Raw genomic sequence first — 22863 nt, forward strand, 5'->3', positions numbered from 1 at the left:
TCCCGATTTCAATAGGCGCCCGACAGCAAGGCGCCGGCACCTGGCACCACCGCCTCGAGGTCCAGCGCCTTGAGCATGGCGTAGGTGGTAGCGATGGCAGCGGTGACCACAGGCTTGCCGGTCTGCGCCTCGACTTTGGCCACGGCCGGCAACGACTGCATCTGCACGCAGGCCGACAAGACCACCACATCCACCCCTTCAAGGTTCATGCCGGCGACGATACCGGGCAGGTTGGCGGGGTCGTGACGGGCCACGGCCAGGTTGTCGGGAATCTCCAGGGCACGCCAGTCTTGAACCTCGAAGCCTTCTTCGCGGATATAGTTCACCACAAGCTCGGTCAGCGGCTTCATGTACGGGGCGACGATGGCGATGCGCTTGGCCTTCATCACATGCAAGGCTTCGACCAGCGCTCCGGCACTGGTGATGACCGGCGCCAGTGCATCATTATCGGCAGTCGCCTGCCTGAGGCGCTGTTCGGATTGCCGGTGATAGCCCAGGCCCATGGCCATGATCGCCACCAGGCAGGCGTAGCCCAGTACATCGACCCTGGCATCGGACAGCTCCACCGCGCAGCGGTCGGACTCGGCATCCATGGCCGCCAGTTCTTCCTTTCTCACCTGCTTCATGCGCATGCGGCTGGAATGAAAGGTGAAGCGCTCCGGGCGGATGGCTTGGCGCGCGTTGAGCATCGCCGGTATCTCGGTTTCCATGGTGGTGTTGGAACTCGGCACGATCTGGCCGATGCGGTATAGCTTGGTCATGTCTCGTGCTCCTTCAGGCAAGGGATCGATCGAGGAAGAGGCCGAATGCAGCAAAGAAACCATCGAGGTCGTCCCAGGGAATCATGTGCCCAGCGTTGGCAACCTGTACGACCTGAATGTCAGGCTTGAGCTCACGGATTTCGGCGATGTCGCACGGCTCGATTACCCCGCCACGCCCAGCCACCATCAACAACGCCGGCTGGCGTACAGCGGGCAGGTACTGATGGATGTCTACCTCGTGGAAGTCATCGAAGGCCCGCACGATCGCAGGCTCGTAACAGGTGTGCAGCCACTCGGCCCTCAGCGCCAACTGCTCGTCGCTCCAGGTGGCGCAATAGGTGCGCATGTCCTCGCCACTCATACCCATGCTGGCCTGGCGAATGGAATCGACATACCAGGGCAGCTTGCTTGGGTAGGCGCGGCGCCCTGGCCCGGATACCGGCGGGTCGACCAGCACCAGCTTCTGCAAGCCTGGCGCGCCGTTGGCAGCGGCACGAATCGCGAACCGTGCGCCCATCGAGTGCCCAACCAAGTGATAACTGTCCAGCCCCAGCGCGGCGGCAAAGGCGGGAATGTCGGCGGCACAGGCATCGGTGGCGTAGTCCAGATCGGGGCCGCTTGATGACAAACCACGCCCGCGCACATCCAGCACGTAAGTATCGAAGTGCTGGCCAAGGCGCTCGGCGACGAACCCCCAGGTAATCGCCGGGCTGGTGATCCCTGGCACCACGATCAGCGCATGCCCCTTACCGCCATAGCGCAGGTAATGCTGGCGGATACCATTGGCGTTCACATGGCCGCCAGTCACGAAGGTAGTCATGCGGCCTCCCCGCTCTTGAGCGGCTGACCGTACAGGTCATAGCCGTATACCCAGGCTGGATCCTCCTGCGTATAGAGCCAGGTGTTGGCGTTGGATACCGACTGCACCTGGGAGGCTCGCTCTTTACGGTTGGCCTCGTACAGGGCAAAGGCGGTGCGGTGGTCCGACAGACCGGTCTCCTGCAGGCAGCGCGTCAACATGGCCGCATCCTCGATGGCCATGCAGGCGCCCTGCGCCATGTGCGGTTTCATCGGATGACAGGCGTCACCGAGCATCACCAGACGCCCACGGCTCCACAGCGGCAGCGGGTTGCGATTGCGCAGCGGCCACTTGGTGATCGATTCGGTGGCGTCGATCAGCTTCTGGACGGTGGGGTGATAGCCCTCGAAGGCAGCGCGCATTTCTTCCTGGCTGCTGTCCACGTAGGCGCCCTGGAAGTCCCACGCCTCGTGGGGCACACCGGTCACGAAGTAGTATTCGTCGCGCTTGGCCGTGGTGTAGTAGACCATCATGTGCCGGTCTTCGGACCACCACTTGACGCAGGGCTCGAATGCGTCGGCATGCTGCGCCAGGTTTACCCCACGGATTAGCGCACGGTGCGCCACCCAGCCGCTGTAGTTCGGCGCTTCGGCACCGAGCAATTCTTCGCGGATCTTGGAGTGGATGCCGTCGGCCCCTATGACGATGTCGGCGACCGTGTGGGTGCCATCGGCGAAGTCCAGACGCACCTGATCACCCTCATCGATGATCTTTTCCAGGCGTTTGCCGAAGTGCACGGTACCCGGCTTGATGGCATCGATCTGCAGCGCATGCAAGTCACCCCGGTGGATGGTGATGTAGGCCGCACCGTATTCGCGGCGAGCATGCTCACCCAGTGGGATGCGCGAGAGGTAATCGCCGCTCTGGCCGTCGCGGCTGAACCAGAAGTCCGGGTGCGAACCCATGAGTTCCAGCTTCTGCTCCAGCCCCATGCGCCGAAAGATCTTCATGACGTTGGGGCCGATGTGGATCCCGGCACCCAGGCGGGTGAACGCCGGGGCCTGTTCGTACACCTCGACATCGAAGCCGGCCTGCTGCAGCAACGTTGCTGCTGCCGCCCCACCCAAACCCGCGCCGACGATTGCGATTTTTTGGCTTCCCCGCATGGAGAGTCTCCTGTTGTTCTGATGTGTGGCAAGCGGCATGGCCGCGAGTCATTTACAGCGTATACACTTTAAATGGCTCTTAGGAATAGCCTTGCTAAAATATTTTCAAACAGGTGATCGAACGGCAACATGGCCGTTTGTTACCGCATAACTGGGAGATGAGTTGTTTGGTAACGTCTCAAAGATCACTTGCGTTGATCGAATGAATGCGCTCTTATCGCTCAGGTTATGGCGTACACACTGTTTCTTGTGCGCCAAGATAAAGCGCCAAGCACTGCGATGGTGCACCGCTTGATGCCGCCAGAGGCCACCCAGGAGAACCCACAATGCCGGTGAGCAATGCACAACTGACCCAGATGTTCGAGCACGTACTGAAGCTGTCCCGTGTGGACGACACCCAGAGCGTGGCCGTCCTCAAGAGCCATTACTCCGATCCGCGCACGGTCAACGCCGCGATGGAAGCAGCGCAGCGACTAGGGGCGAAGGTCTACGCCGTGGAACTGCCGGCGTTCAATCACCCGACCGCCATGGGCCGGGACATGACCGCCTACTGCGGGGACACGGCACTTACCGGCAATCTGGCGGCGCAGCGCGCACTGGAAGCCGCCGACCTGATCGTCGACACGATGATGCTTCTGCACTCCCCCGAGCAGGAGCAGATTCTCAAGACCGGCACCCGCATTCTGCTGGCGGTGGAACCTCCGGAAGTGCTGGCGCGCATGCTGCCCAACGAGGACGACAAGCGCCGGGTACTGGCTGCCGAAACCCTGCTCAAGCAGGCCCGCAGCATGCATGTGCGGTCCAAGGCTGGCAGCGACTTCCATGCCCCGCTCGGCCAGTACCCGGCAGTCACCGAGTACGGCTACGCCGACGAGCCGGGGCGCTGGGACCACTGGCCCAGTGGATTTCTGTTCACCTGGCCAAACGAGGACAGCGCCGAGGGCACGCTGGTCCTGGATGTAGGCGACATCATCCTGCCGTTCAAGAACTATTGCCGCGAGCGCATCACGCTCGAAATCGAAAAGGGCTTCATCACCGGCATTCATGGCGATTTCGAGGCCGAGTACCTGCGCGACTACCTCAAGTACTTCAACGACCCTGAGGTTTACGGCATCTCGCACATCGGCTGGGGCTTGCAACCGCGCGCCCAGTGGACTGCCATGGGCTTGCACGACCGCAACGACGGGATGTGCATGGATGCCCGCGCGTTTTACGGCAACTTCCTGTTCTCCACAGGCCCGAACACCGAAGTGGGCGGCAAGCGCAAGACCCCTTGCCACCTGGACATCCCGCTGCGCAACTGCGATATCTACCTGGACGATCAGGCCGTGGTCATGGCCGGGGACGTGGTCGCGCCCCAGCAATCGCTGGCGCGATAACGGTTATACTGGCCGGGCGCTCCGCTATTGGCGGCCGGCCAGCTCCTTTCCACCAGCCCAAAGCCTCTCATGCCGAACACGACTCCCCCCAACAGCGCCCCACACGACACCGCCCCCTACGACGTTACCGAACAGGTGGGTCACTTGCTGCGCAAGGCTTACCAGCGGCACACGGCGATCTTCCAGCAGCAGGCTTGCGACCCACAGTTGACCTCCATTCAATTCGTCACCCTGTGCGCCCTGCGCGATCATGGCCCCAGCTCTCAGGCCGAGTTGATCAAGGCAACGGCCGTGGACCAGGCGACCATCCGCGGGATCGTCGAGCGTCTGAAAGCACGTGAACTGGTGCAGCTCTCGCCAGACCTGGGAGACCGGCGCAAGGTGATCGTCACGCTCACCGACAGTGGCGCGGCCTTGCTCGATGCGATGATTCCCTGCGCCCGGCAGATCAGTGAACTGAGCATGGGCAGCCTCAATGCCGCTGAGCGCGTCGCCATCTTGTACCTGCTGCGCAAGATGATCGACAGCGACGACGGCGCGGCCTGAGCCACACCACTGCTGGACACCCCTTCGCGCGCCCTGCCTGAGCCACCGATTCGGTGAGCTCATTTTTCATGCCCTGCTCATCCGAATGCCTGGCCTGCTTCTTGCTCGCTCATTTCATGTAGTGAGTACTTACCGAAATGCACGCACCCTGTGGGTGCTTCGGTAGCGCAAGTCACCTCCAGAGATGAGCCCACCATGCAAACAACCCTCTCCGTGCGGGTCAACGGCCAGTCGTTCGAAGTCGACGCCCTGCCTGAAACGCCCTTGCTGCTGATCCTGCGCAACGACCTGTGCCTGAACGGCCCCAAGTACGGCTGCGGCCTGGGTGAGTGCGGGGCATGTACGGTGATCATCGACGGCGTGGCCGCCCGCTCCTGCATCATCCCCCTGGCCGGAGCCGTCGGCCGGGAGATCACCACCCTTGAAGGGCTGGGCTGCAAGCGTGCGCCGCACCCTGTGCAGCAGGCGTTCATCGACGAGCAGGCAGCCCAATGCGGCTATTGCATGAACGGCATGATCATGACCGCCACGGCCCTGCTCGATCGAATCCCCCAGCCGAGCGACGAACAGATTCGCAACGAACTGTCCGGCAACCTGTGCCGCTGCGGCACTCACGTCGAAATCCTGCGCGCCGTGCGCCGCGCCGCCGACACCCGGAGAAAAGCATGAACCACTCGCAACAGGTGCCCAGCCGTGACCAACTGCTGGCCAAGACTGGGGTGCTGCTGATCGTCGATCAGATCACACCGCCTTCCGGCCCGGTGGCCAAGGGTGTGACGCCCGAGCCCCGGGAGCGCGAACTGGCGCTGTTCATCGCCGTCTGTGACGACGGCAGGGTCTATGCCTTCAATGGTCACGTTGACCTGGGTACCGGTATCCGCACCTCGCTGGCGCAGATCGTCGCCGAAGAGTTGAACCTGCGCATGGACCAGGTGCACATGGTGCTGGGCGACACCGAGCGGGCGCCCAACCAAGGCGCGACCATCGCCAGCGCCACCCTGCAGATTTCAGCCGTGCCGTTGCGCAAGGCTGCGGCGACTGCGCGCCGTCATTTGCTGCAACGGGCGGCACTGCGCCTTGGGTGCGAGCCCGAGTCGCTGCGCATCGAAGAAGGCACGGTCCTCACCGACGACGGCACTGCACTGAGTTATGCCGAACTGGTAAAAGGGGAAAACCAGCAACTGCACATTGCCGAGGATGCGCCGCTCAAGCCCATCGAAGACTACACCTTGGTCGGGCGCAGCACTGCCCGCGTGGACATTCCCGGCAAGGCCACGGGTGAACTGACCTACGTTCACGACATGCGCCTGCCCGACATGCTGCACGGGCGAGTGATCCGTCCGCCCTATGCTGGCCATGACAGCGGCGACTTCGTTGGCAACAGCCTGCTGGCCGTCGATGAGTCATCCATCGCCCACGTACCCGGCGTCGTGGCCGTGGTCGTGATCCGCGATTTCGTCGGCGTGGTTGCCGAGCGCGAGGAGCAGGCCATTCGTGCCGCGCAAGACCTGAAAATCAGCTGGAAGCCCTTTACCGGCAAGCTGCCCGACCTGAGCGATGTGGCCCAGGCCATCCGCGACAACCCGAGGGTCCAGCGCACGGTGCTGGACCAGGGCGATGTCGATGCAGGCCTTGCCAATGCCAGTCAGCGCCTGAGCCGTACCTATCTATGGCCGTATCAGCTGCATGCTTCGATTGGCCCATCATGCGCGCTGGCCGACTACACGCCTGGGCAGATCCGCGTGTGGTCTGGCACCCAAAACCCACACCTGCTGCGCGCTGATCTGGCCTGGCTGCTGGCCTGCGGCGAGGAGCGCATCGAAATCATCCGCATGGAGGCTGCCGGTTGCTACGGCCGTAACTGCGCCGACGATGTCTGCGCCGACGCCGTGCTGCTGTCGCGTGCTGTGCTACGCCCCGTGCGGGTACAGCTGACCCGCGAGCAGGAACACGCCTGGGAACCCAAAGGCACTGCACAATTGATGGAGATCGACGGCGGCCTGAACGAAGATGGCAGCGTGGCTGCCTATGACTTCCAGACCAGCTATCCGTCCAACGGCGCGCCGACCCTGGCCCTGCTGCTCACTGGCGCGGTGGAGCCGGTACCGGCCTTGTTCGAAATGGGCGACCGCACGTCGATTCCACCGTATGACTACGAACACATGCGCGTGACCATCAACGACATGACGCCGTTGGTGCGCGCTTCGTGGATGCGCGGTGTGTCGGCCATGCCCAACAGCTTTGCCCACGAATCGTACATCGATGAGCTGGCGTTCGCAGCGGGTGTCGATCCGGTGGAATATCGGCTCAAGCACTTGTCCGACCCGCGTGCCATCGACCTGGTCAAGGCCACCGCCGCCCGCGCCGACTGGCAGCCGCATACCCAGCCCATGCAGAGCCAGGGCGAAGGTGACGTACTGCGCGGGCGCGGCTTTGCCTATGCGCGCTACATCCACAGTAAATTCCCAGGCTTTGGCGCCGCATGGGCGGCGTGGGTGGCTGACGTGGCCGTTGACCGGCGTACCGGTGAAGTCGCCGTCACCCGCGTGGTGATCGGGCATGACGCCGGGATGATGGTCAACCCCGAAGGCGTGCGCCACCAGATCCACGGCAATGTCATTCAGTCCACCAGCCGCGTACTCAAGGAGCAAGTCAGCTTCGAAGCGTCGACCGTGGCCAGCAAGGAATGGGGCGGCTACCCGATCCTGACCTTCCCCGAGCTGCCTGCCATCGACGTGATGATGCTGCCGCGTCAGCACGAAGCACCGATGGGCAGCGGCGAATCCGCTTCGGTACCCAGCGCCGCTGCCATTGCCAACGCCATCTTCGATGCCACCGGCATCCGCTTTCGCGAGCTGCCGATCACGGCCGAACGGGTGCGCGCCGCCCTTGGCGCCAATGACCAGGGGCCTGGGCCCTCGGCCCCGGCGCAGCCTGCAAGCAAACGCTCAAAGTGGTGGTTCGGCGGCCTGGCTGGGGTGTTGGGCGCAGCCCTGGGCATGCTTGCCACCGCCCTGCCCTGGCGCAGTGAAATCGCACCGGTCACCCCGCCCGGTGCTGGCAGCTGGAGCGCCGCGATGCTCGAACGCGGGCGCCAGGTGGCAGCGGCCGGCGACTGCGCCGTGTGCCATACCGTCAGCGGCGGCAAGGTCAATGCCGGCGGGTTGGCCATGCACACGCCCTTCGGCACGCTCCACACCACCAACATCACGCCCGATCCGGAAACCGGCATTGGCCGCTGGTCATTCGCCGCCTTCGAACGGGCCATGCGTGAAGGCATCAGCCGTGACGGCCGTCACCTGTACCCCGCGTTTCCCTACACCTCGTTCCGCGTCATCAACGACGCCGACATGCAAGCGCTGTATGCCTACCTGATGTCGCAGACCCCGGTACGCCAGCAAGCGCCCGCCAACCAGATGCGCTTCCCGTTCAACCAGCGACCGCTGATGGCTGGCTGGAACGCCCTGTTTCTGCAGCGCGGTGAATATCAGGCCGACCCGCAGCGCAGCGATCAGTGGAACCGCGGCGCCTACCTTGTCGACGGTCTCGGTCACTGCACGGCGTGCCATTCGCCGCGCAACCTGATGGGCGCCGAGAAAGCTGGCAGCAGCTACCTGGCCGGCGGGATGGTCGATGGCTGGGAAGCACCGGCCCTCAATGCGTTGGGTAAATCATCCACCCCGTGGACCGAAGACGAGTTGTTCAACTACCTGAGTACCGGATTTTCTGACAAACACGGTGTGGCGGCCGGCCCCATGGGCCCGGTGGTCAGCGAGCTGGCGACGCTGCCGGAAAGCGACGTGCGTGCCATCGCCCATTACCTCGGCTCACTCGATGGCGAACCTCAGTCGCAGGCGACCAAGGCACCGCAGCCGGCTGAAACACACGTTTCATTGAGCAATGGCGAACGCGTGTTCAAAGGCGCCTGCATGGCCTGCCACAGCGATGGACAGGGGCCGAAACTGTTCGGCGTCAGCCCGTCGATGGCGGTGAACAGCAACGTTCACAGCGACCTGCCAGACAATCTGCTGCGGGTGATACTGCATGGAATTCCTACCCCCGCCACCCGTGACCTGGGCTACATGCCAGGCTTCAAGGACAGCTTGTCGGACCGACAGGTAGCCGATCTTGCGGCGTACCTGCGCCAGCGTTTTGCAGGTGACAAGCCCGCCTGGCAAGGGCTCGCCGCCACGGCCGCGCAGGTTCGCGCCAACCCAGGCAGCCATTGAGGTCAGCGGCGCAGACCGCGCAGGACAAGGTCACTGATGAACGCCAACCAGTCGGCCTTGGCCTTGGGGTCTGCCAGGTCCACGGCCAAGAACGAACTGAGCGTATGGCGGTTGGAGTTATAGAAATAGCAGAGCGAAGCAATCATCAGGTAGGCGTGGGTGATGTCGATGTCGTCGCGAAACAGGCCTTTCGCCTGGCCCGCGTCGATGATCGGCCGCAGCACGCCAACCGCTTCGCCCGACAAGGCCTTGAGGTTTTGTGACTTGCGCGCATGCTCGCCTTGGTGAAGGTTCTCAGTGGCCAGCAGGGTGACGAATTCGGGGTGTTGCACGTAATAATCCCAAATGAATGCCACCAGCGCACGCACCGCCTGCTCAGGGTTGGCCAAGTCCAGCTGCAGCCCGGCTTCGGCCTGGTTGAAGCTGGCATAGATGTGCTCTAGCACACTGATGAACAGCTTTTCCTTGTTGCCGAAGTAGTAGTAGATCATTCGGTCGTTGGATTTCGCCAGGCTGGAAATCTGCTCGACGCGCCCACCGGCGAAGCCTTCCCTGCTGAAGACCTGTACGGCAGCCTTGAGGATGTTGTCCCGGGTGCGGTCGGCCTGTTGGGCACGGATACCGGTTTTGCGCGTTTGCATGGAGGTCCCTGTGGAGGTGACGAGGGGAGTCACACTGCCATATTAGATGGGTATTGCGTAGCCTTTGGGCGAGAGGATCGGTGCGAGCGAGGGAGGTGTGACTCAAGTACTGCGATTGGCAACGACGGACACGAGCAGGGCTTGGGCAAAAGGCGGAAATCGTTCGGACACAAAAAAGCCCTGAATTGTCAGGGCTTTTTTGTAGAGAGTAGTGGCGGAAGCGTAGAGATTCGAACTCTAGGATAGTTGCCCATCGACGGTTTTCAAGACCGTTGCCTTAAACCACTCGGCCACGCTTCCAGCTGCTTTGCGGCCGCCATAATACCGGAATGAAACACGCTGTCAAACTCTCTGTGTCGCGGGTTGCAGGAGCTCTGGTAGACTCCTACCATCCTCGACGTTTCATATCACAGGTTCACCAAGGAGTGTCGCCATGCGCGAACAGGATTATGCCGTACACCACGGCCAGCAGGTCGAGCAGCAGGAGATCAGCAAGGTCCTGCGCAACACGTACAGCCTGCTGGCACTGACCCTCGCTTTCAGCGGCCTGATGGCCTTCATCTCACAGCAGATGCGGTTCGCGTACCCGAACGTGTTCGTCGTGCTGATCGGCTTCTATGGCCTGTTCTTCCTCACCGCCAAGCTGCGCGACTCGGTATGGGGCCTGGTCTCCACCTTCGCCCTCACCGGTTTCATGGGCTTCATTCTCGGCCCTATCCTCAACCGCTACCTGGGCATGAGCGGCGGCGCTGAAGTCGTCAGTTCGGCCTTCGCCATGACGGCGCTGGTGTTCGGTGGCCTGTCGGCCTATGTGCTGATCACCCGCAAGGACATGAGCTTCCTCAGCGGCTTCATCACCGCAGGCTTCTTCGTCCTGCTGGGTGCGGTCGTGGCCAGCTTCTTCTTCCAGATCAGCGGCCTGCAACTGGCCATCAGCGCCGGCTTCGTGCTGTTCTCGTCGGCGTGCATCCTGTTCCAGACCAGCGCCATCATCCACGGTGGTGAGCGCAACTACATCATGGCGACCATCAGCTTGTACGTTTCGATCTACAACCTGTTCATCAGCCTGCTGCAGCTGTTCGGCATCATGGGTCGTGACGACTGATACAACGACGTGTGTGAAGAAGCCCGCCTACGCGGGCTTTTTTGTCCCTGCCGTTTCTACCGAACATGCGCAGTCGCAGCGGTGGCTGCGCTCAGACTTATTGACTTAAAAGTCAGGTAACGAAGGCGATGATCGTCGAACAGGCGGCTAACCGGCATTCCCCTACCGCATTCCCCATTCTGCCCGTAGAATGCGCTCCTTTTTTATAGACGGGCAGCGCTGCGCAATGAGCTCACAGGAACATAGCCCAGGTGCGACAGCGCCTGACAACGAACTGGTACTGGGTCTGGAAGACAAGCCGCGGCTGCTCATCGGCTTGCTGGCGGCGCTGCAACACCTGCTGGCGATCATTGTGCCCATCGTCACTCCTGGCCTGCTGATCTGCCAGGCGTTGGGCGTCTCTGCTCGTGATACCAACCTGATCGTGTCCATGTCCCTGGTCATCTCCGGCATCGCCACCTTCATCCAGTGCAAACGCTTCGGCCCCTTCGGCGCCGGCCTACTGATCGTGCAAGGCACCAGCTTCAACTTCGTCGGCCCGCTGATTGCCGGCGGGGCCTTGATGGTCAAGCAAGGCACGCCTGTAGAAGGCGTCATGGCCGCCATTTTCGGCGTGGTGATTGCAGGGTCTTTCGTCGAGATGGGCGTCTCGCGCATCTTGCCTTTCGTCAAACGGCTGATCACTCCGCTGGTAACGGGCATCGTTGTGCTGATGATTGGCCTGACCCTGATCAAGGTCGGCCTGATCAGCATGGGCGGTGGTTTTGGCGCCATGGCCAACGGGACCTTTGCCAACGGCGAGAACCTGCTGCTGTCAGGCGTGGTGTTGGCAATCATCGTCATCCTCAACCGCATACCTGTGGTCTGGCTGCGCAGTTGCGCCATCGTCATCGCACTGGCGGCGGGCTATGCCCTGGCCGGCTACCTGGGCCGCCTGGACTTTACCGGCATGCATGAGGCCGCGCTCTTCCAAGTGCCGACACCTTTGCACTTTGGCCTCGGTTTTTCCTGGGCACTGTTCATCCCGATGCTGGTGATCTACCTGGTGACCTCTCTGGAGGCCATCGGTGATGTGACGGCCACCAGCAAGGTCTCGCGCCAGCCCGTGGAAGGCCTAGTGTGGATGCAACGGATCAAAGGCGGCGTGCTAGTCAACGGCGCCAACTCACTGCTGGCTGGCGTGTTCAACACGTTCCCAAGCTCGATCTTCGCCCAGAACAACGGCGTCATTCAGCTGACGGGTATCGCCAGCCGTCACATCGGCGTATGGATTGCGGCGATGCTGATACTGCTCGGCTTGTTCCCCAGCGTTGCCGGGGTGATCCAGGCGGTTCCGGAGCCTGTGCTGGGCGGCGCGGCCATGGTCATGTTCGGTGCCGTGGCAGCTTCGGGTATCAATATCCTGGCCAGCACCCGCCTCGATCGCCGCGCCCTGTTGATCATCGCCGTATCGCTGGCCTTGGGCCTGGGCGTGGCACAGGTACCCGAGTTCCTCGCCCATATGCCAGCGGCCATTCGCAATGTGATGGAGTCGGGGGTTGCCACCGGAGGCATCTGTGCTTTGGTCCTGAACTGGTTCTTGCCTGAGGGCAAGGAGAAGGCCTGACGACCACAGGCCTGCAGCAGCCAGGCCTTTTTGTTTATCATGGCGCGATTCCATAGCACGAGTTCGCCATGAAATTCGCTATCGCGGTGTTTTCCCCCGCACAGGCGCCCGCTTCCCGCCGGGCGCTGCGCTTTGCCGAGGCAGCGTTGGCTGCCGGGCACGGCATCACCCGCTTGTTCTTCTACCAGGACGGTGTGCACAGTGCTTCATCCAATGTGGTAGCCCCTCAGGACGAACAGGACATCGCGCAGCAATGGCGCACGTTCCTACAGGCCAACCAGCTGGATGCGGTGGTGTGCATCGCCGCTGCCCTGCGCCGTGGCGTATTGGACGAACGCGAAGCCAGCCGCTATCAGCGCCCTGCCGTGAACCTGCAGCAACCCTATGAACTGTCCGGGCTCGGTCAGCTGCATGAAGCCGCGCAAACGGCCGACCGGCTGATCTGCTTTGGAGGCGATTGAATGGCCAAGTCCATGTTGATCATCAGTCGCCAGGCGCCCTGGAGCGGGCTGTCTGCTCGCGAAGCGCTGGATATCGTCCTGGCCGGCGGCGCCTTCGATCTGCCGCTGGGCATGTTGTTTCTGGACGATGGCGTGTTCCAGCTTGCCTGCGACCAGCACCCCACCGCCCTTGAGCAAAAAAACCTGGCGGCGAACCTGCAGGCATTACCCATGTTCGGCGTGGACGCGCTATACGCCTGTGGCCACAGCCTGGCACGGCGCGGCATGGCCCACGCAAGCCTTGGCCTGCCGGTAGAGGTACTCGACGATGCGCAGCTTGCGGCATTGATCGCACAGTTCGACCAAGTGGTGACGCTCTGATGACAACCCTGCATGTAATAGCCCACTCCCCGTTTGGTGACGGACGCCTTCACAGCTGCCTGCGCTTGCTGGGCAGCGAAGACGCCGTACTGCTGTGTGGCGATGCGGTCTACGCCCTGCTCTCGGGCAGCGAGCCTTTGCGTCTGCTGGAGCAGGCCGAGTTGGTCGGTCGCCTCTATGCCCTGGAAGAAGACATGCAAGCCAGGGCCATTTCTTCCTCGCTGGCAACGACGGTCGACTACCCAGGCTTCGTTGCGCTGTCCCTGCACCATGACAAGGTCAACAGCTGGTTATGAACACGCTCGATATCGAAGGCAAGGCCATTGCCCTGGACAAGGACGGCTTTCTGGTCAACCTTGAGGACTGGTCACCGGCCACCGCGCAAGGCTTGGCCACCCGCGAAGGCATCGCCCTGACGCCTGACCACTGGGAAATCCTGTCATTGCTGCGCACGTTCTACCAGGAGTACCAGCTCTCGCCCGCCACGCGCCCGCTGATCAAATACGCAGCGCTCAAGCTGGGCCCGGAAAAGGGCAACAGCGCCCATCTGAATCGCCTGTTCAATGGCACTCCCGCCAAACTTGCCGCCAAGCTGGCGGGCCTGCCCAAGCCGACCAATTGCATATGACCAGCCCTCGCCCACTGACCCTGGAAACCCCCGCTGAACACCCCTTCGCCGAGTACGTACGCATCCTTGGCAAAGGCAAGCGTGGCGCGCGCGGCCTGACACGCGAAGAAGCCCGCGCCGCCATGGCTTTGCTGCTGGAAGGTAAAGTCGAAGACGCGCAGCTGGGCGCCTTCCTCATGCTGCTAAGGCACAAGGAAGAAAGCGCAGAAGAGCTTGCCGGCTTCACCGAAGCGCTGCGCGCGCACCTGCAAGCGCCTGCCATTGCAGTGGACATCGACTGGCCGAGCTATGCCGGCAAGAAGCGCCATTTGCCGTGGTACCTGTTGGCAGCCAAGTGTCTGGCCGGCAATGGGGTGCGTATCCTGATGCACGGTGGCGGCGCGCACACCGCGGGCCGCCTGTACAGCGAGCAACTGCTCGCGCTGTTGCACATTCCCCTGTGCCGCGATTGGCAGGCTGTCAGTGAAGCCCTGGACCATCACCACCTGGCCTTTTTCCCACTGCAGGACTGGGCGCCTCAACTTCAGCGCATGATCGACCTGCGTAACACCTTGGGCCTGCGCTCGCCGATCCATTCCCTCGCACGGGTGCTGAACCCGCTCGGCGCACGCTGTGGCCTGCAGAGCATCTTCCACCCGGGTTACCAGGCCGTACACCGCGAGGCCAGTCGGTTGTTGGGCGATCATGCGGTAGTGATCAAAGGTGACGGTGGCGAAATCGAGATCAACCCGGATGTCATCAGCCATCTCTACGGCACCACTGACGGTAAGGCCTGGGACGAAGAATGGCCTGCGCTGAGCGAGCGTCGGCACGTCAAGCCGGCATCGCTTGAGCCCGAGCACATGCTGGCCTTCTGGCGTGGTGAAGTTGAAGACAGCTATGCCCAAAAAGCGGTGCTGGCCACAATGGCGCTGGCGCTTCGCGGGTTGGGGCAAGACCGCGAGCAGGCGTTTGCCCACGCGCAAGGGTGGTGGGCTGATCGCGATCGATCGATTTAACCGATCATACCGCCCCACTCTTTGCGCTATTGGTTCGAACGTCTTTCTCTAGACTGAGCTCCAACGACAAATCGCTTTTGTTAAGGAGCTCATCATGGGCCTGTTGGTCGACGGTCGCTGGCATGACCAGTGGTATGAAAACGGCAAGGACGGCGCGTTCAAGCGTGAAGACTCGCAGCGGCGCAACCCGCTGCCTGCCGCCGAGTCAGGTCGTTACCACCTGTACGTTTCGCTGGCCTGCCCCTGGGCGCATCGCACCCTGATCATGCGCGCGCTCAAAGGCCTTGAGCCGCTGATCGACGTCTCGGTGGTCAGCTGGCTGATGCAAGGTGACGGCTGGACCTTCGACCGCCAGAACGGCTCATCCGGCGATCACCTCGATGGGCTCAAGTACCTGCACCAGCGCTACACCCAGGACGATCCCCATTACACTGGCCGCGTGACGGTGCCGGTGCTGTGGGACAAGCACGAAAACCGCATCGTCAATAACGAGTCGGCGCAGATCGTGCGGATGTTCAACCATGACTTCAATTCGCTGACCGGCAACCTGCTCGACTTCTACCCGCAGCCGTTGCGAGCGGACATCGACGCCTTGAACGAACGCATTTACCCGGCGATCAACAACGGCGTCTACCGCGCCGGCTTCGCGACGACACAGCAGGCCTACGAAGCGGCCTTCGACGAGGTGTTCAGCGAGTGGGATCACCTCGAAGACGTGCTCAGCCGACATCGCTACCTGGCAGGCGAGTACCTCACCGAGGCCGACGTACGCCTGTTCACCACGGCGGTACGCTTCGATGCCGTTTACCACGGCCATTTCAAGTGCAACCTGCGCCGTCTGAGCGACTACCCCAACCTGACCCACTGGCTGCGGGAGTTGTACCAATGGCCAGGGGTAGCAGACACGGTAAACATGCAGCACATCCAGAACCACTACTACCTCAGCCACACCACCATCAACCCCAACGGGATCGTGCCAAAGGGGCCGCTGTTGGACTTCAGCCTGCCCCACGATCGCGCTCGCTTGCCCGGGAAGGGTATATGGGGTGGGAGCTGAATCAGCCTGTGCCCTGGCCAGATGGCATCAGTCGCGCATGAACCCGCCATCGACGTCCATGATCTCGCCGGTCACGAACCCGGCCTCCCGCGAGGCCAGGAAGCATACGGCGGCGGCGATGTCGCGCGGCGTGCCGGCGCGGCCAAGCGGCATCTGTGCGAGCACTTCGGCCCTGGCCTGAGGCGCTAGCGCGCTGGTCATCTCGGTGTCGGTCAGCGCCGGCGACACGGCATTGACGGTGATGGCATAGGGGCCGGCTTCTCGCGCCAGCCCTTTGGTCAACGCGATCACCGCGCCCTTGGCTGCCGCGTAGCAGCTATTGCCCAGCAAGCCCCCCCCACGCTTGCCTGCCACCGACGCGATATTGATGATGCGCCCACTCTGGCGCGCCATCATGCCCGGCAGCACGGCCTTGGCGCAGAAAAACACGCTGTTCAGGTCAATGGCCATTACCCGGTTCCATTCCGCAGTGGTGACCTCCAGCAAGGGGCCGGTCGAAACGATCCCTGCGTTGTTCACCAGGATGTCGACCCCTCCCAACATAGCTTGCACCTGGCCCACCATAGCCTGCACCTGGGCCTCATCGGCAACATCCGCTCCCACCCCAACAGCCTCGATCCCGACTTCTCGCAACCGAGCCGCAGCCGCCTCGGCCGCCTCGGCATCCAAATCGCACACCCCTACTCGTGCACCGGCCTGGCCCAGTGCCATGGCGATCGCATGGCCAATGCCACGGGCAGCGCCCGTTACCAGGGCCGTGCGGCCGGTCAGGGTGAAATTGAGTGCAGCATGCACAACGGGAGTGCTCATGATCGTCATCCATCGAAAGTGGCCGCAGCCAGGCGCGCCTGCTCATTGGCAGCAGGCGGTCGTCAAAGGTGTTGGAGGGTCAGGGCATCAGGCGGTGCCGCAGGCGCCGAGCGCTAATTGCTCCTTGAGCGGGGGAATGTCCAGCCGGCGCATCACCCGGTACAACGAGGGCCGGCAAATCCCCAGAGCGCGGGCCGCCGCCGACATGTTCCAGTGGCAGCTCTGCAAAGCGTGCAACACGTCACTGCGCTCATCGCCTAACGGGGCCGCCCGGCGGATGGGTGTGATGTTGGCAGGCAACGCAGCCGGGGCCTGGCACTGCTCGAGAACGTCCAGCGGCAGGTCGCTGCGCAGCATACGCGGGCCTTCCATCACTGCGCAGGCGTAGCGCACGACCGCCCGCATCTGGCGCAGATTCCCAGGCCAGGTATGGGCCATCAGCAAACTCCACACCTGCGCCAGTACCTGGCGAGGGTCACAGCCTGGAAGCTCATGGGCCACCATGTTGCACAGCAGCTCACCACGGTCCTGACGCTCGCGCAGCGGCGGTAACTGCACTACGCCTGTGGCGATGCGATAGAACAGGTCCTCGCGGAAACTGCCCTCGGCAACACGCGCCGAGAGGTCCTGGTGCGTCGCGCAGACCAGTGCGAAGTTGACCGGGATGCTGCGCTCGGCACCCAGGGGCGTCACCTCACGTTCGGCAATCACCCGTAGCAGGCGCGTTTGTTGTTCCAGGGGCATGTCGCCGATTTCATCGAGAAACAGCACGCCGCCATCGGCTTGCTGAACCTTGCCTTTCTTGCCGCCCGGCAGAGCACCCGAAAACGCCCCGCGGCTGTAGCCGAACAGCTCGCTTTCGATGAGGGTTTCGGGAATGGATGCGCAATTGAGCGCCACCAATGGCGCCGCGCGGCGCTGACTGTGTGCATGCAGAGCGCGGGCGAGGATTTCCTTGCCGGTACCGGTCTCTCCGCGGATCAGTACGGCGATGCCACGCTCCATCAGCCGCAAGGCCCGGTTGAAGGCCTGGCGCACTCCAGGGTCACTGTCTTGAGCGATGTTGCACGCCTCCACTACGGGTTGGGGCGCACGCACGGCAGGGTTACAAGCGGTCATTAGCGTCACCTTTTTTCTTGTTCTATAGCTTTTGACTATGTCGACGGGCGGGCTTGTGACACCGCCTGGGCCGAATGACGTTGCACGGTTCACATTAGGGAGGCGCAGTTATATTTTCCAATACATAATCATGCATCGACTGATACCTTCGAGAGCATCATGATCGAGCTGAGGCATCTGCAGTATTTCCGCACGCTGGCCGAAACCCTTCACTTCGGCCGCGCGGCCGAGCGCTTGCATATTTCACAGCCACCGTTGTCGCGGCAGATCGCGCTGTTGGAAGAAGAGCTGGGGGTCAAGCTGTTCGACCGTTCACGGCGCAGGGTCGAGCTGACGGAGGCCGGCCAGCGTTTCTACCTCGACACCGGCACGGTGTTCGCCGCCTTCGAGCAAGCCAAGCGCAATGCCCTGGCCGCCGCGCGCGGAGCGGCGGGGGCGCTTTCCGTGGGGTTCATGATGTCCACCGCCTACAGCATCACTCCGGCGATCACCCGCCGTTATGCCGCGCTGTTTCCCCAGGTGAACTTGAAATTGACCGAGACGCTGCCATTGGACCTGGCCCAGGACATCACCAGCGGCAACAAGGATGTAGCGATCATGTACCGGCCTCAGGACTGCACGGGCCTGGAAACCGTCACGTTATACCGCGAGGAAATGACCCTGGTACTGCCGCCCGGCCACCGCCTGGCCGAGCAAACCGTTGTGGAGCCACGTGAGCTTGCCGGTGAAACCTTCATCATCGTGCCACGGCGTATTGCTCCTGCCCTGCATGACATGATCTGCAACTACTGCCTCCAGCATGGGGTCACCCCGAACATCGGCCTTGAGATCAACATGCAGCAGACCATCGTCAACCTGGTGGGCGAAGGCCTGGGGGTGGCTATGGTCCCCCGGTCGATGCGCAACATGCGCCTGGCCAGCACCAGCTTCAGGCCCCTGCGCGAAGCACCGGTCATCGAAGTGGTGGCCGTGTGGAAGGCCGACAACCACAACCCCTGCATTGCCACCTTCGTCGAGACGGCCCTGCAAGCCGGGGAACAGGCGACTCGAGAGGATGAGGCGCAACGCGGCGCAGAGCAGTGAGGAACTGATCTGGAAGCCGGCGAATTGTCATGTGAGGCCGAAATCCTGGGGCTGCTCGGCAGCCCCCGCTCAAATCTCCAGAATCCCGGACGCCATGAACCCCCCGTCCACCGGGATCACATGCCCACTGATGTAGGACGCATCATCGGACGCAAGAAACGCCACCGCCCCCGCCATCTCCGCCGGTGTGCCATAACGGCGCAAAGGCACCGCACGGGCATAGGATTCGCGTGTCGCCGCAGAATGCAGTGTCTGCGTCAAGGGCGTGTCCACCGGGCCCGGGGCGATGCCGTTTACCGTAATGCCATGTTCGGCCAGTTCGATGGCCATCTGCCGGGTCAGGCCGATCACCGCTGCCTTCGACGTGCCATACGCGGTGCGCCCCATGCTCGCCCGCATGCCGCTGATGGAGGCAACGTTGATGATGCGTCCCCACCCGTGTTCGCGCATCACCTGCGCAGCGTGCTGGCTGCACAGTAGTGTGCCGGTCAGGTTGACGTTCATCAGCCGCTGCCAGCCTTCCAAGTCCGTGTCCAGAAATGACTGGGTGCGAGCGATACCGGCATTGTTGACCAATACATCACAGCGCCCGCAGCGCGCGCGCAGCTCATCGAACAAGGCCGTGATCGACGCTGCATCACCGATGTCGATCACCAGCGCCAAGGCATCGATGCCCTGCTCGCGCAACCCCTGCACCCTGAGCTCGGCAGCCTGCAGGTCGATGTCGGCCACCACCACCGTGTGGCCATCATGCCCCAGGCGTTCAGCGATGGCCGCGCCGATCCCCATGGCCGCACCGGTGACCAGCGCCACGCGGCCCACGGCAGTTGCAGGCAAAGTCTTTTTCGCAAATTGGCTCATGTCAGCGCTCTCTTAAAGGAAACCGATGGAAATCCACGGGAAGCAGGCAACGACCACCAGCGCCACCAGCAACGCCCCGAGGTACCCCCAGACGCGGCGAATGACATGATCGGATGACGTCTTGCTGATGGCGCACGCAGCGTAGAAACCCACACCCAAAGGCGGTGCGAACAAGCCGATGCCCATGGCCAGGATCACGACCATGGCGTAGTGCACCGGGTGGATGCCGAGCATTTCGGCCAGGGGGAACATCAGCGGGCCGAACAGCACGATGGCCGGGATACCCTCCAGCACACTGCCCAAAATCAGGAAGGTGAGGATGGTCACCACCATGAACCCCATCACCCCGCCGGGTATGTCCTCGATCAGTTCTACCAGCGACTGCGAGAAGCCCGATTGGGTCAGCGCCCAGGCCATCGCCGAGGCCATGCCGATGATCAGCAGGATCGCCCCGGACAAGGCCGCCGCTTCCAGCAACATCGGGTACAGCCGGCGCCATTCGATATGGCGCATGAACAGGTGCATCACCAGCCCCACCAGCACCACGTAGGCCACACCGATGGTCGAGACTTCGGTCGCGGTGGCCGCCCCTTCCAGCACCGCCACCCGGATCAGCAACGGCAGCGCCAGAGCCGGCAGGGCAACCAGGAACGTCTTGGCCACGCGGGACAAGGGTGCCCGCGCAATCGCCGGCGCTTCGTCCTTGCGCGAGCGCCACCAGCACACCACCGCAATGGCCAGGGTGGCCACCACCGCAGGCATCAACCCGCCAATGAACAGCGCCGTGATCGACACGCTGCACACCGCACCGATGGTGATCAGCACCAAGCTTGGCGGAATCGTCTCGGTCATCGCCCCTGTGGCCGACAACAGCGCTGCCAACTCTTCAGGCTTGGATCCGCGCCGCTTCATTTCAGGAAACAGCGCCGGGGCCACTGCCGCCATGTCGGCAACCTTCGACCCTGAAATACCCGACACCAGGAACATCGCCCCCAACAGCACGTATTGCAGGCCGCCACGCACGTGCCCCAGCAGCGAGGCCATGAAATCGATGAGCGTGCGGGCCATGCCCGACAACTGCAGCACCACACCCAGCAACACGAACAGCGGCACGGCCAGCAGGACCATGTGCGACATGCCTTCGTCCATGCGACCGACCACGATCGACAGGGGCGCGTGGGTCGCCAGGGCCAGGTAAGCCATGGTCGCCGTGCCGAACGCAAAGGCAATGGGGATGCCGCCGAACACGCAGGCGCCCAGCAGCACCAGGAAAAACACCACCAGGTTGTAGTTGCCCATCGCTGCCAGTACCGGCTGCGCCAGCCACAAAGCGGCGGCTACCGTAGCCACGACTGCCAACCCGGCCATGAACTGGCGCACGGTCGAATAACGGGCCATGCGCGCGACGGCCGCCAGCAGCATCAGCACCGCTCCAACGGGCAGCGCCGCAGCACGCACGCCGTCGGGAATGCCCAGCGCCGGGGTGGTGATCCACATCTGTTCGTGGGAATGCTGCATGGCCGGCGAGATGATCATCGCCACGAACAGGCAGACGATCAGCGCCGACAAGGTTTCGCTGAAACCGCGCCAGGCCTGCGGCAGCTTGTTGACCAGCGCCGACATGCGCATGTGCTCGCCGCGGTCCAGCGCCAGTACGGCGCCGAACATCGCCAGCCAGATGAACAACGACGAGGCCAGTTCGTCGGACCAGATCAATGGGCTATGCAGCACGTAGCGGGCAATCACGCCGGCCAGCAGCACGCAGGTCTCGATCACCATCAGGGCAACCGCGATCACGCCCACCAGGCGCATGGCCCACTGGTTGAGGCAGATGAGCACCCGGGCCGGCAGGCGCTGCGAAACGGTGGAGGCCGGAAGCGCTGGCGCGCGCATCACGCCAGCTTCCCGGCGTATTGTTCAAGGATGCTCCAGGCCTGGTCGCCGAACTTGTCGTGCCAATCGGCGTAGTAATTGGCACTGCGCAGCTTGTTGCGAAACGGATCGGCAGGCGCCTCGACCAGTTCCAGGCCTTGTCCTTTCAAGGTATCGCGGGTACTGCCTTCGAGCTTGGCCAGGTCCTGGCGTTGGCCCATCACCGCCGCGTCGATGTGCTTGCGCAGGATCGCCTGCATATCCGCCGGCAGGCGCCCGATCGAGGCACTGTTGCCGAGCATCCAGAAGCCATCCCACACATGGTTGGTCAGCGAGCAATATTTCTGCACTTCGTAAAGTTTGGCCGTCGATACCAGGGTCATGGGGTTTTCCTGCCCTTCGACGATCCGGGTCTGCAAGGCCGAATACACTTCGGCGAAGTTGATGCTGGTCGGCGCAGCTTCCAGAGCGCGGAAGATCGACATGATGATCGGGCTGGGCGGAACACGCAGCTTCATGCCGCGCAAGTCGTCCGGGCTCGCGACCGGTCGGGTGCTGGTGGTGGTAACGCGAAAGCCGTTGTCCCACATGTGGTCGAATGCGAACAGGGTGCCGGTCTTGGCGATCTCAGCGCGCACATGCTCACCCAAGGCACCGTCCATGGCGCTCCACACCTGCTGGTAATCCTTGAACGCAAAGCCTACGGCGCTTATCTGCACCGACGGCACCATGGTGCCCAGGATCACGGGCGAGAGGGAAAACAGATCGACCGCCCCGGAGCGCACCTGGGCAAGGGTATCGGTGTCGCTGCCCAGCTGGCTGCTTGGAAATACCTGCACCACCAAGGCGCCGTTGGTCTCCTCCTTGATGGCCTTGGCCATGGCCCGGGCGCGCACGTTCATGGGGTGGCTGATGGGCAGGTTGTTGGCAAACTTGAGTTTGAAGTCGGCAGCCCGGGCACCAGTGCTGTAGAGGCCCAGGCCGGCAGCGGCAACGGCCGCCGATGCCAGGGAGGCCGTCTTGATGAAGGAACGGCGGGTGAAATCGCTCATGAAGCTCTCCTGACCTATTTGTTCTTATTGATCGAGTGGGATACGGCGATGGTGCAGATGACGTTGCAATAGAGGTGCCACACTCAAGCGGATGTACGGTGTAGCGTAGTGGGCATCCGCCATACGCGCTTAACTGCTTGATTTTAAAATGCTAAATAAAATCCACTGACGCGTCTTGCTGTGCCAGTGGGCATCTCGCCACTGCCTGAGTGTGTAACAGGTGTCTCCCTTGGGTGTCGCTTGCCAAGTCAAGGCGACACCTGTAGCACGTGCTCGCTACCCGTCGCCACCGTCGAACGTGCCACGAATGCGCGTGGCAGAGCGCTTGCC

The 22863-nt window shown here is 62.8% G+C and carries 22 protein-coding genes and 1 tRNA gene; 13 read left to right on the forward strand and 10 right to left on the reverse strand.

Going from position 1 to position 22863, the window contains the following annotated elements; translation table 11 throughout:
• Positions 1–8: 8 nt before the first annotated feature.
• From MOP87_RS12300 to nicC, 3 genes are read right to left on the reverse strand one after another with little or no spacing between them, the layout of a single operon-like run.
• Entirely contained in the window at positions 9–761 is a 753-nt protein-coding gene (locus MOP87_RS12300; RefSeq protein ID WP_028686517.1) for an Asp/Glu racemase, read from the reverse strand.
• A 13-nt stretch (positions 762–774) separates the two neighbouring features.
• Positions 775–1581: an N-formylmaleamate deformylase gene (gene nicD / locus MOP87_RS12305; RefSeq protein WP_027916156.1), complete on the reverse strand. Its 807-nt coding sequence runs from the start codon at positions 1579–1581 to the stop codon at positions 775–777.
• Positions 1578–2726, reverse strand: a complete 1149-nt coding sequence (nicC, locus tag MOP87_RS12310; protein ID WP_027916157.1) for a 6-hydroxynicotinate 3-monooxygenase — start codon at positions 2724–2726, stop codon at positions 1578–1580. Before nicC ends, nicD begins: the two co-directional genes overlap by 4 nt.
• 326 nt (positions 2727–3052) lie before the next feature.
• On the opposite strand from nicC, the gene MOP87_RS12315 reads away from it, so the two are divergent.
• From MOP87_RS12315 to MOP87_RS12330, 4 genes are all read left to right on the forward strand, one after another.
• A complete protein-coding gene (locus MOP87_RS12315; RefSeq protein WP_110606636.1) occupies positions 3053–4105 on the forward strand; it encodes a 2,5-dihydroxypyridine 5,6-dioxygenase in 1053 nt (350 codons plus the stop codon).
• 69 nt (positions 4106–4174) lie between these two features.
• Positions 4175–4651, forward strand: a complete 477-nt coding sequence (locus MOP87_RS12320; RefSeq protein ID WP_110606635.1) for a MarR family transcriptional regulator — start codon at positions 4175–4177, stop codon at positions 4649–4651.
• Positions 4652–4846: 195 nt separating this feature from the next.
• Positions 4847–5320: a (2Fe-2S)-binding protein gene (locus MOP87_RS12325; protein ID WP_027916160.1), complete on the forward strand. Its 474-nt coding sequence runs from the start codon at positions 4847–4849 to the stop codon at positions 5318–5320.
• Entirely contained in the window at positions 5317–8880 is a 3564-nt protein-coding gene (locus MOP87_RS12330) for a molybdopterin cofactor-binding domain-containing protein (RefSeq protein ID WP_028686521.1), read from the forward strand. Before MOP87_RS12325 ends, MOP87_RS12330 begins: the two co-directional genes overlap by 4 nt.
• A gap of 2 nt (positions 8881–8882) precedes the next feature.
• Here the strand turns inward: MOP87_RS12330 and MOP87_RS12335 are convergent, their stop codons facing one another.
• Both MOP87_RS12335 and MOP87_RS12340 read right to left on the reverse strand, forming a co-directional pair.
• Positions 8883–9521: a TetR family transcriptional regulator gene (locus tag MOP87_RS12335; RefSeq protein ID WP_027916162.1), complete on the reverse strand. Its 639-nt coding sequence runs from the start codon at positions 9519–9521 to the stop codon at positions 8883–8885.
• A 212-nt stretch (positions 9522–9733) separates the two neighbouring features.
• Positions 9734–9821, reverse strand: a tRNA-Ser gene (locus MOP87_RS12340).
• A gap of 133 nt (positions 9822–9954) precedes the next feature.
• On the opposite strand from MOP87_RS12340, the gene MOP87_RS12345 reads away from it, so the two are divergent.
• The 8 genes from MOP87_RS12345 (at position 9955) to MOP87_RS12380 (ending at position 15736) form a co-directional block, all read left to right on the forward strand.
• Entirely contained in the window at positions 9955–10626 is a 672-nt protein-coding gene (locus tag MOP87_RS12345; RefSeq protein ID WP_242809564.1) for a Bax inhibitor-1/YccA family protein, read from the forward strand.
• A 226-nt stretch (positions 10627–10852) separates the two neighbouring features.
• Entirely contained in the window at positions 10853–12232 is a 1380-nt protein-coding gene (locus tag MOP87_RS12350) for a uracil-xanthine permease family protein (RefSeq protein WP_145279820.1), read from the forward strand.
• Positions 12233–12300: 68 nt separating this feature from the next.
• Positions 12301–12693: a sulfurtransferase complex subunit TusD gene (gene tusD / locus MOP87_RS12355; RefSeq protein WP_027916164.1), complete on the forward strand. Its 393-nt coding sequence runs from the start codon at positions 12301–12303 to the stop codon at positions 12691–12693.
• Entirely contained in the window at positions 12694–13053 is a 360-nt protein-coding gene (tusC, locus tag MOP87_RS12360; RefSeq protein ID WP_027916165.1) for a sulfurtransferase complex subunit TusC, read from the forward strand.
• Complete coding sequence (tusB, locus tag MOP87_RS12365; RefSeq protein ID WP_242809566.1) at positions 13053–13349, forward strand: sulfurtransferase complex subunit TusB; 297 nt, start codon at positions 13053–13055, stop codon at positions 13347–13349. Before tusC ends, tusB begins: the two co-directional genes overlap by 1 nt.
• On the forward strand, positions 13346–13681 hold the full coding sequence (locus MOP87_RS12370; protein ID WP_023534859.1) for a TusE/DsrC/DsvC family sulfur relay protein: 336 nt from the start codon (positions 13346–13348) through the stop codon (positions 13679–13681). Before tusB ends, MOP87_RS12370 begins: the two co-directional genes overlap by 4 nt.
• Positions 13678–14679 (forward strand): glycosyl transferase family protein, encoded by a 1002-nt coding sequence (locus MOP87_RS12375; protein ID WP_049695773.1) that lies wholly within the window; start codon positions 13678–13680, stop codon positions 14677–14679. Before MOP87_RS12370 ends, MOP87_RS12375 begins: the two co-directional genes overlap by 4 nt.
• 94 nt (positions 14680–14773) lie before the next feature.
• Positions 14774–15736 carry a glutathione S-transferase family protein gene (locus tag MOP87_RS12380; RefSeq protein ID WP_049695772.1) on the forward strand — a complete coding sequence of 321 codons (963 nt, stop codon included), beginning with the start codon at positions 14774–14776 and terminating at the stop codon, positions 15734–15736.
• Positions 15737–15763: 27 nt separating this feature from the next.
• Here MOP87_RS12380 and MOP87_RS12385 read toward each other — a convergent pair whose 3' ends face one another.
• Together MOP87_RS12385 and MOP87_RS12390 are read right to left on the reverse strand one after the other, a co-directional pair.
• Complete coding sequence (locus MOP87_RS12385) at positions 15764–16546, reverse strand: 3-oxoacyl-ACP reductase family protein (protein WP_033695162.1); 783 nt, start codon at positions 16544–16546, stop codon at positions 15764–15766.
• A gap of 87 nt (positions 16547–16633) precedes the next feature.
• Positions 16634–17665, reverse strand: coding sequence for a sigma 54-interacting transcriptional regulator (locus MOP87_RS12390; RefSeq protein WP_080992833.1), 1032 nt, complete (start codon positions 17663–17665; stop codon positions 16634–16636).
• Between the two features lie 159 nt (positions 17666–17824).
• Here MOP87_RS12390 and MOP87_RS12395 point away from each other — a divergent pair, with 159 nt between their 5' ends.
• Positions 17825–18748 carry a LysR family transcriptional regulator gene (locus MOP87_RS12395; protein ID WP_042139073.1) on the forward strand — a complete coding sequence of 308 codons (924 nt, stop codon included), beginning with the start codon at positions 17825–17827 and terminating at the stop codon, positions 18746–18748.
• A 69-nt stretch (positions 18749–18817) separates the two neighbouring features.
• Here MOP87_RS12395 and MOP87_RS12400 read toward each other — a convergent pair whose 3' ends face one another.
• From MOP87_RS12400 to MOP87_RS12410, 3 genes are read right to left on the reverse strand one after another with little or no spacing between them, the layout of a single operon-like run.
• Complete coding sequence (locus MOP87_RS12400) at positions 18818–19609, reverse strand: SDR family NAD(P)-dependent oxidoreductase (protein WP_049695771.1); 792 nt, start codon at positions 19607–19609, stop codon at positions 18818–18820.
• Positions 19610–19621: 12 nt separating this feature from the next.
• On the reverse strand, positions 19622–21502 hold the full coding sequence (locus MOP87_RS12405) for a TRAP transporter large permease subunit (RefSeq protein ID WP_053103847.1): 1881 nt from the start codon (positions 21500–21502) through the stop codon (positions 19622–19624).
• A complete protein-coding gene (locus MOP87_RS12410) occupies positions 21502–22533 on the reverse strand; it encodes a TRAP transporter substrate-binding protein (RefSeq protein ID WP_242809568.1) in 1032 nt (343 codons plus the stop codon). The genes MOP87_RS12405 and MOP87_RS12410 overlap by 1 nt, the downstream gene beginning before the upstream one ends.
• Between the last annotated feature and the right edge of the window lie 330 nt (positions 22534–22863).

It is taken from the genome of Pseudomonas sp. I3-I5 (assembly GCF_022699445.1).
In the GTDB taxonomy this organism is placed as follows: domain Bacteria; phylum Pseudomonadota; class Gammaproteobacteria; order Pseudomonadales; family Pseudomonadaceae; genus Aquipseudomonas; species Aquipseudomonas fulva.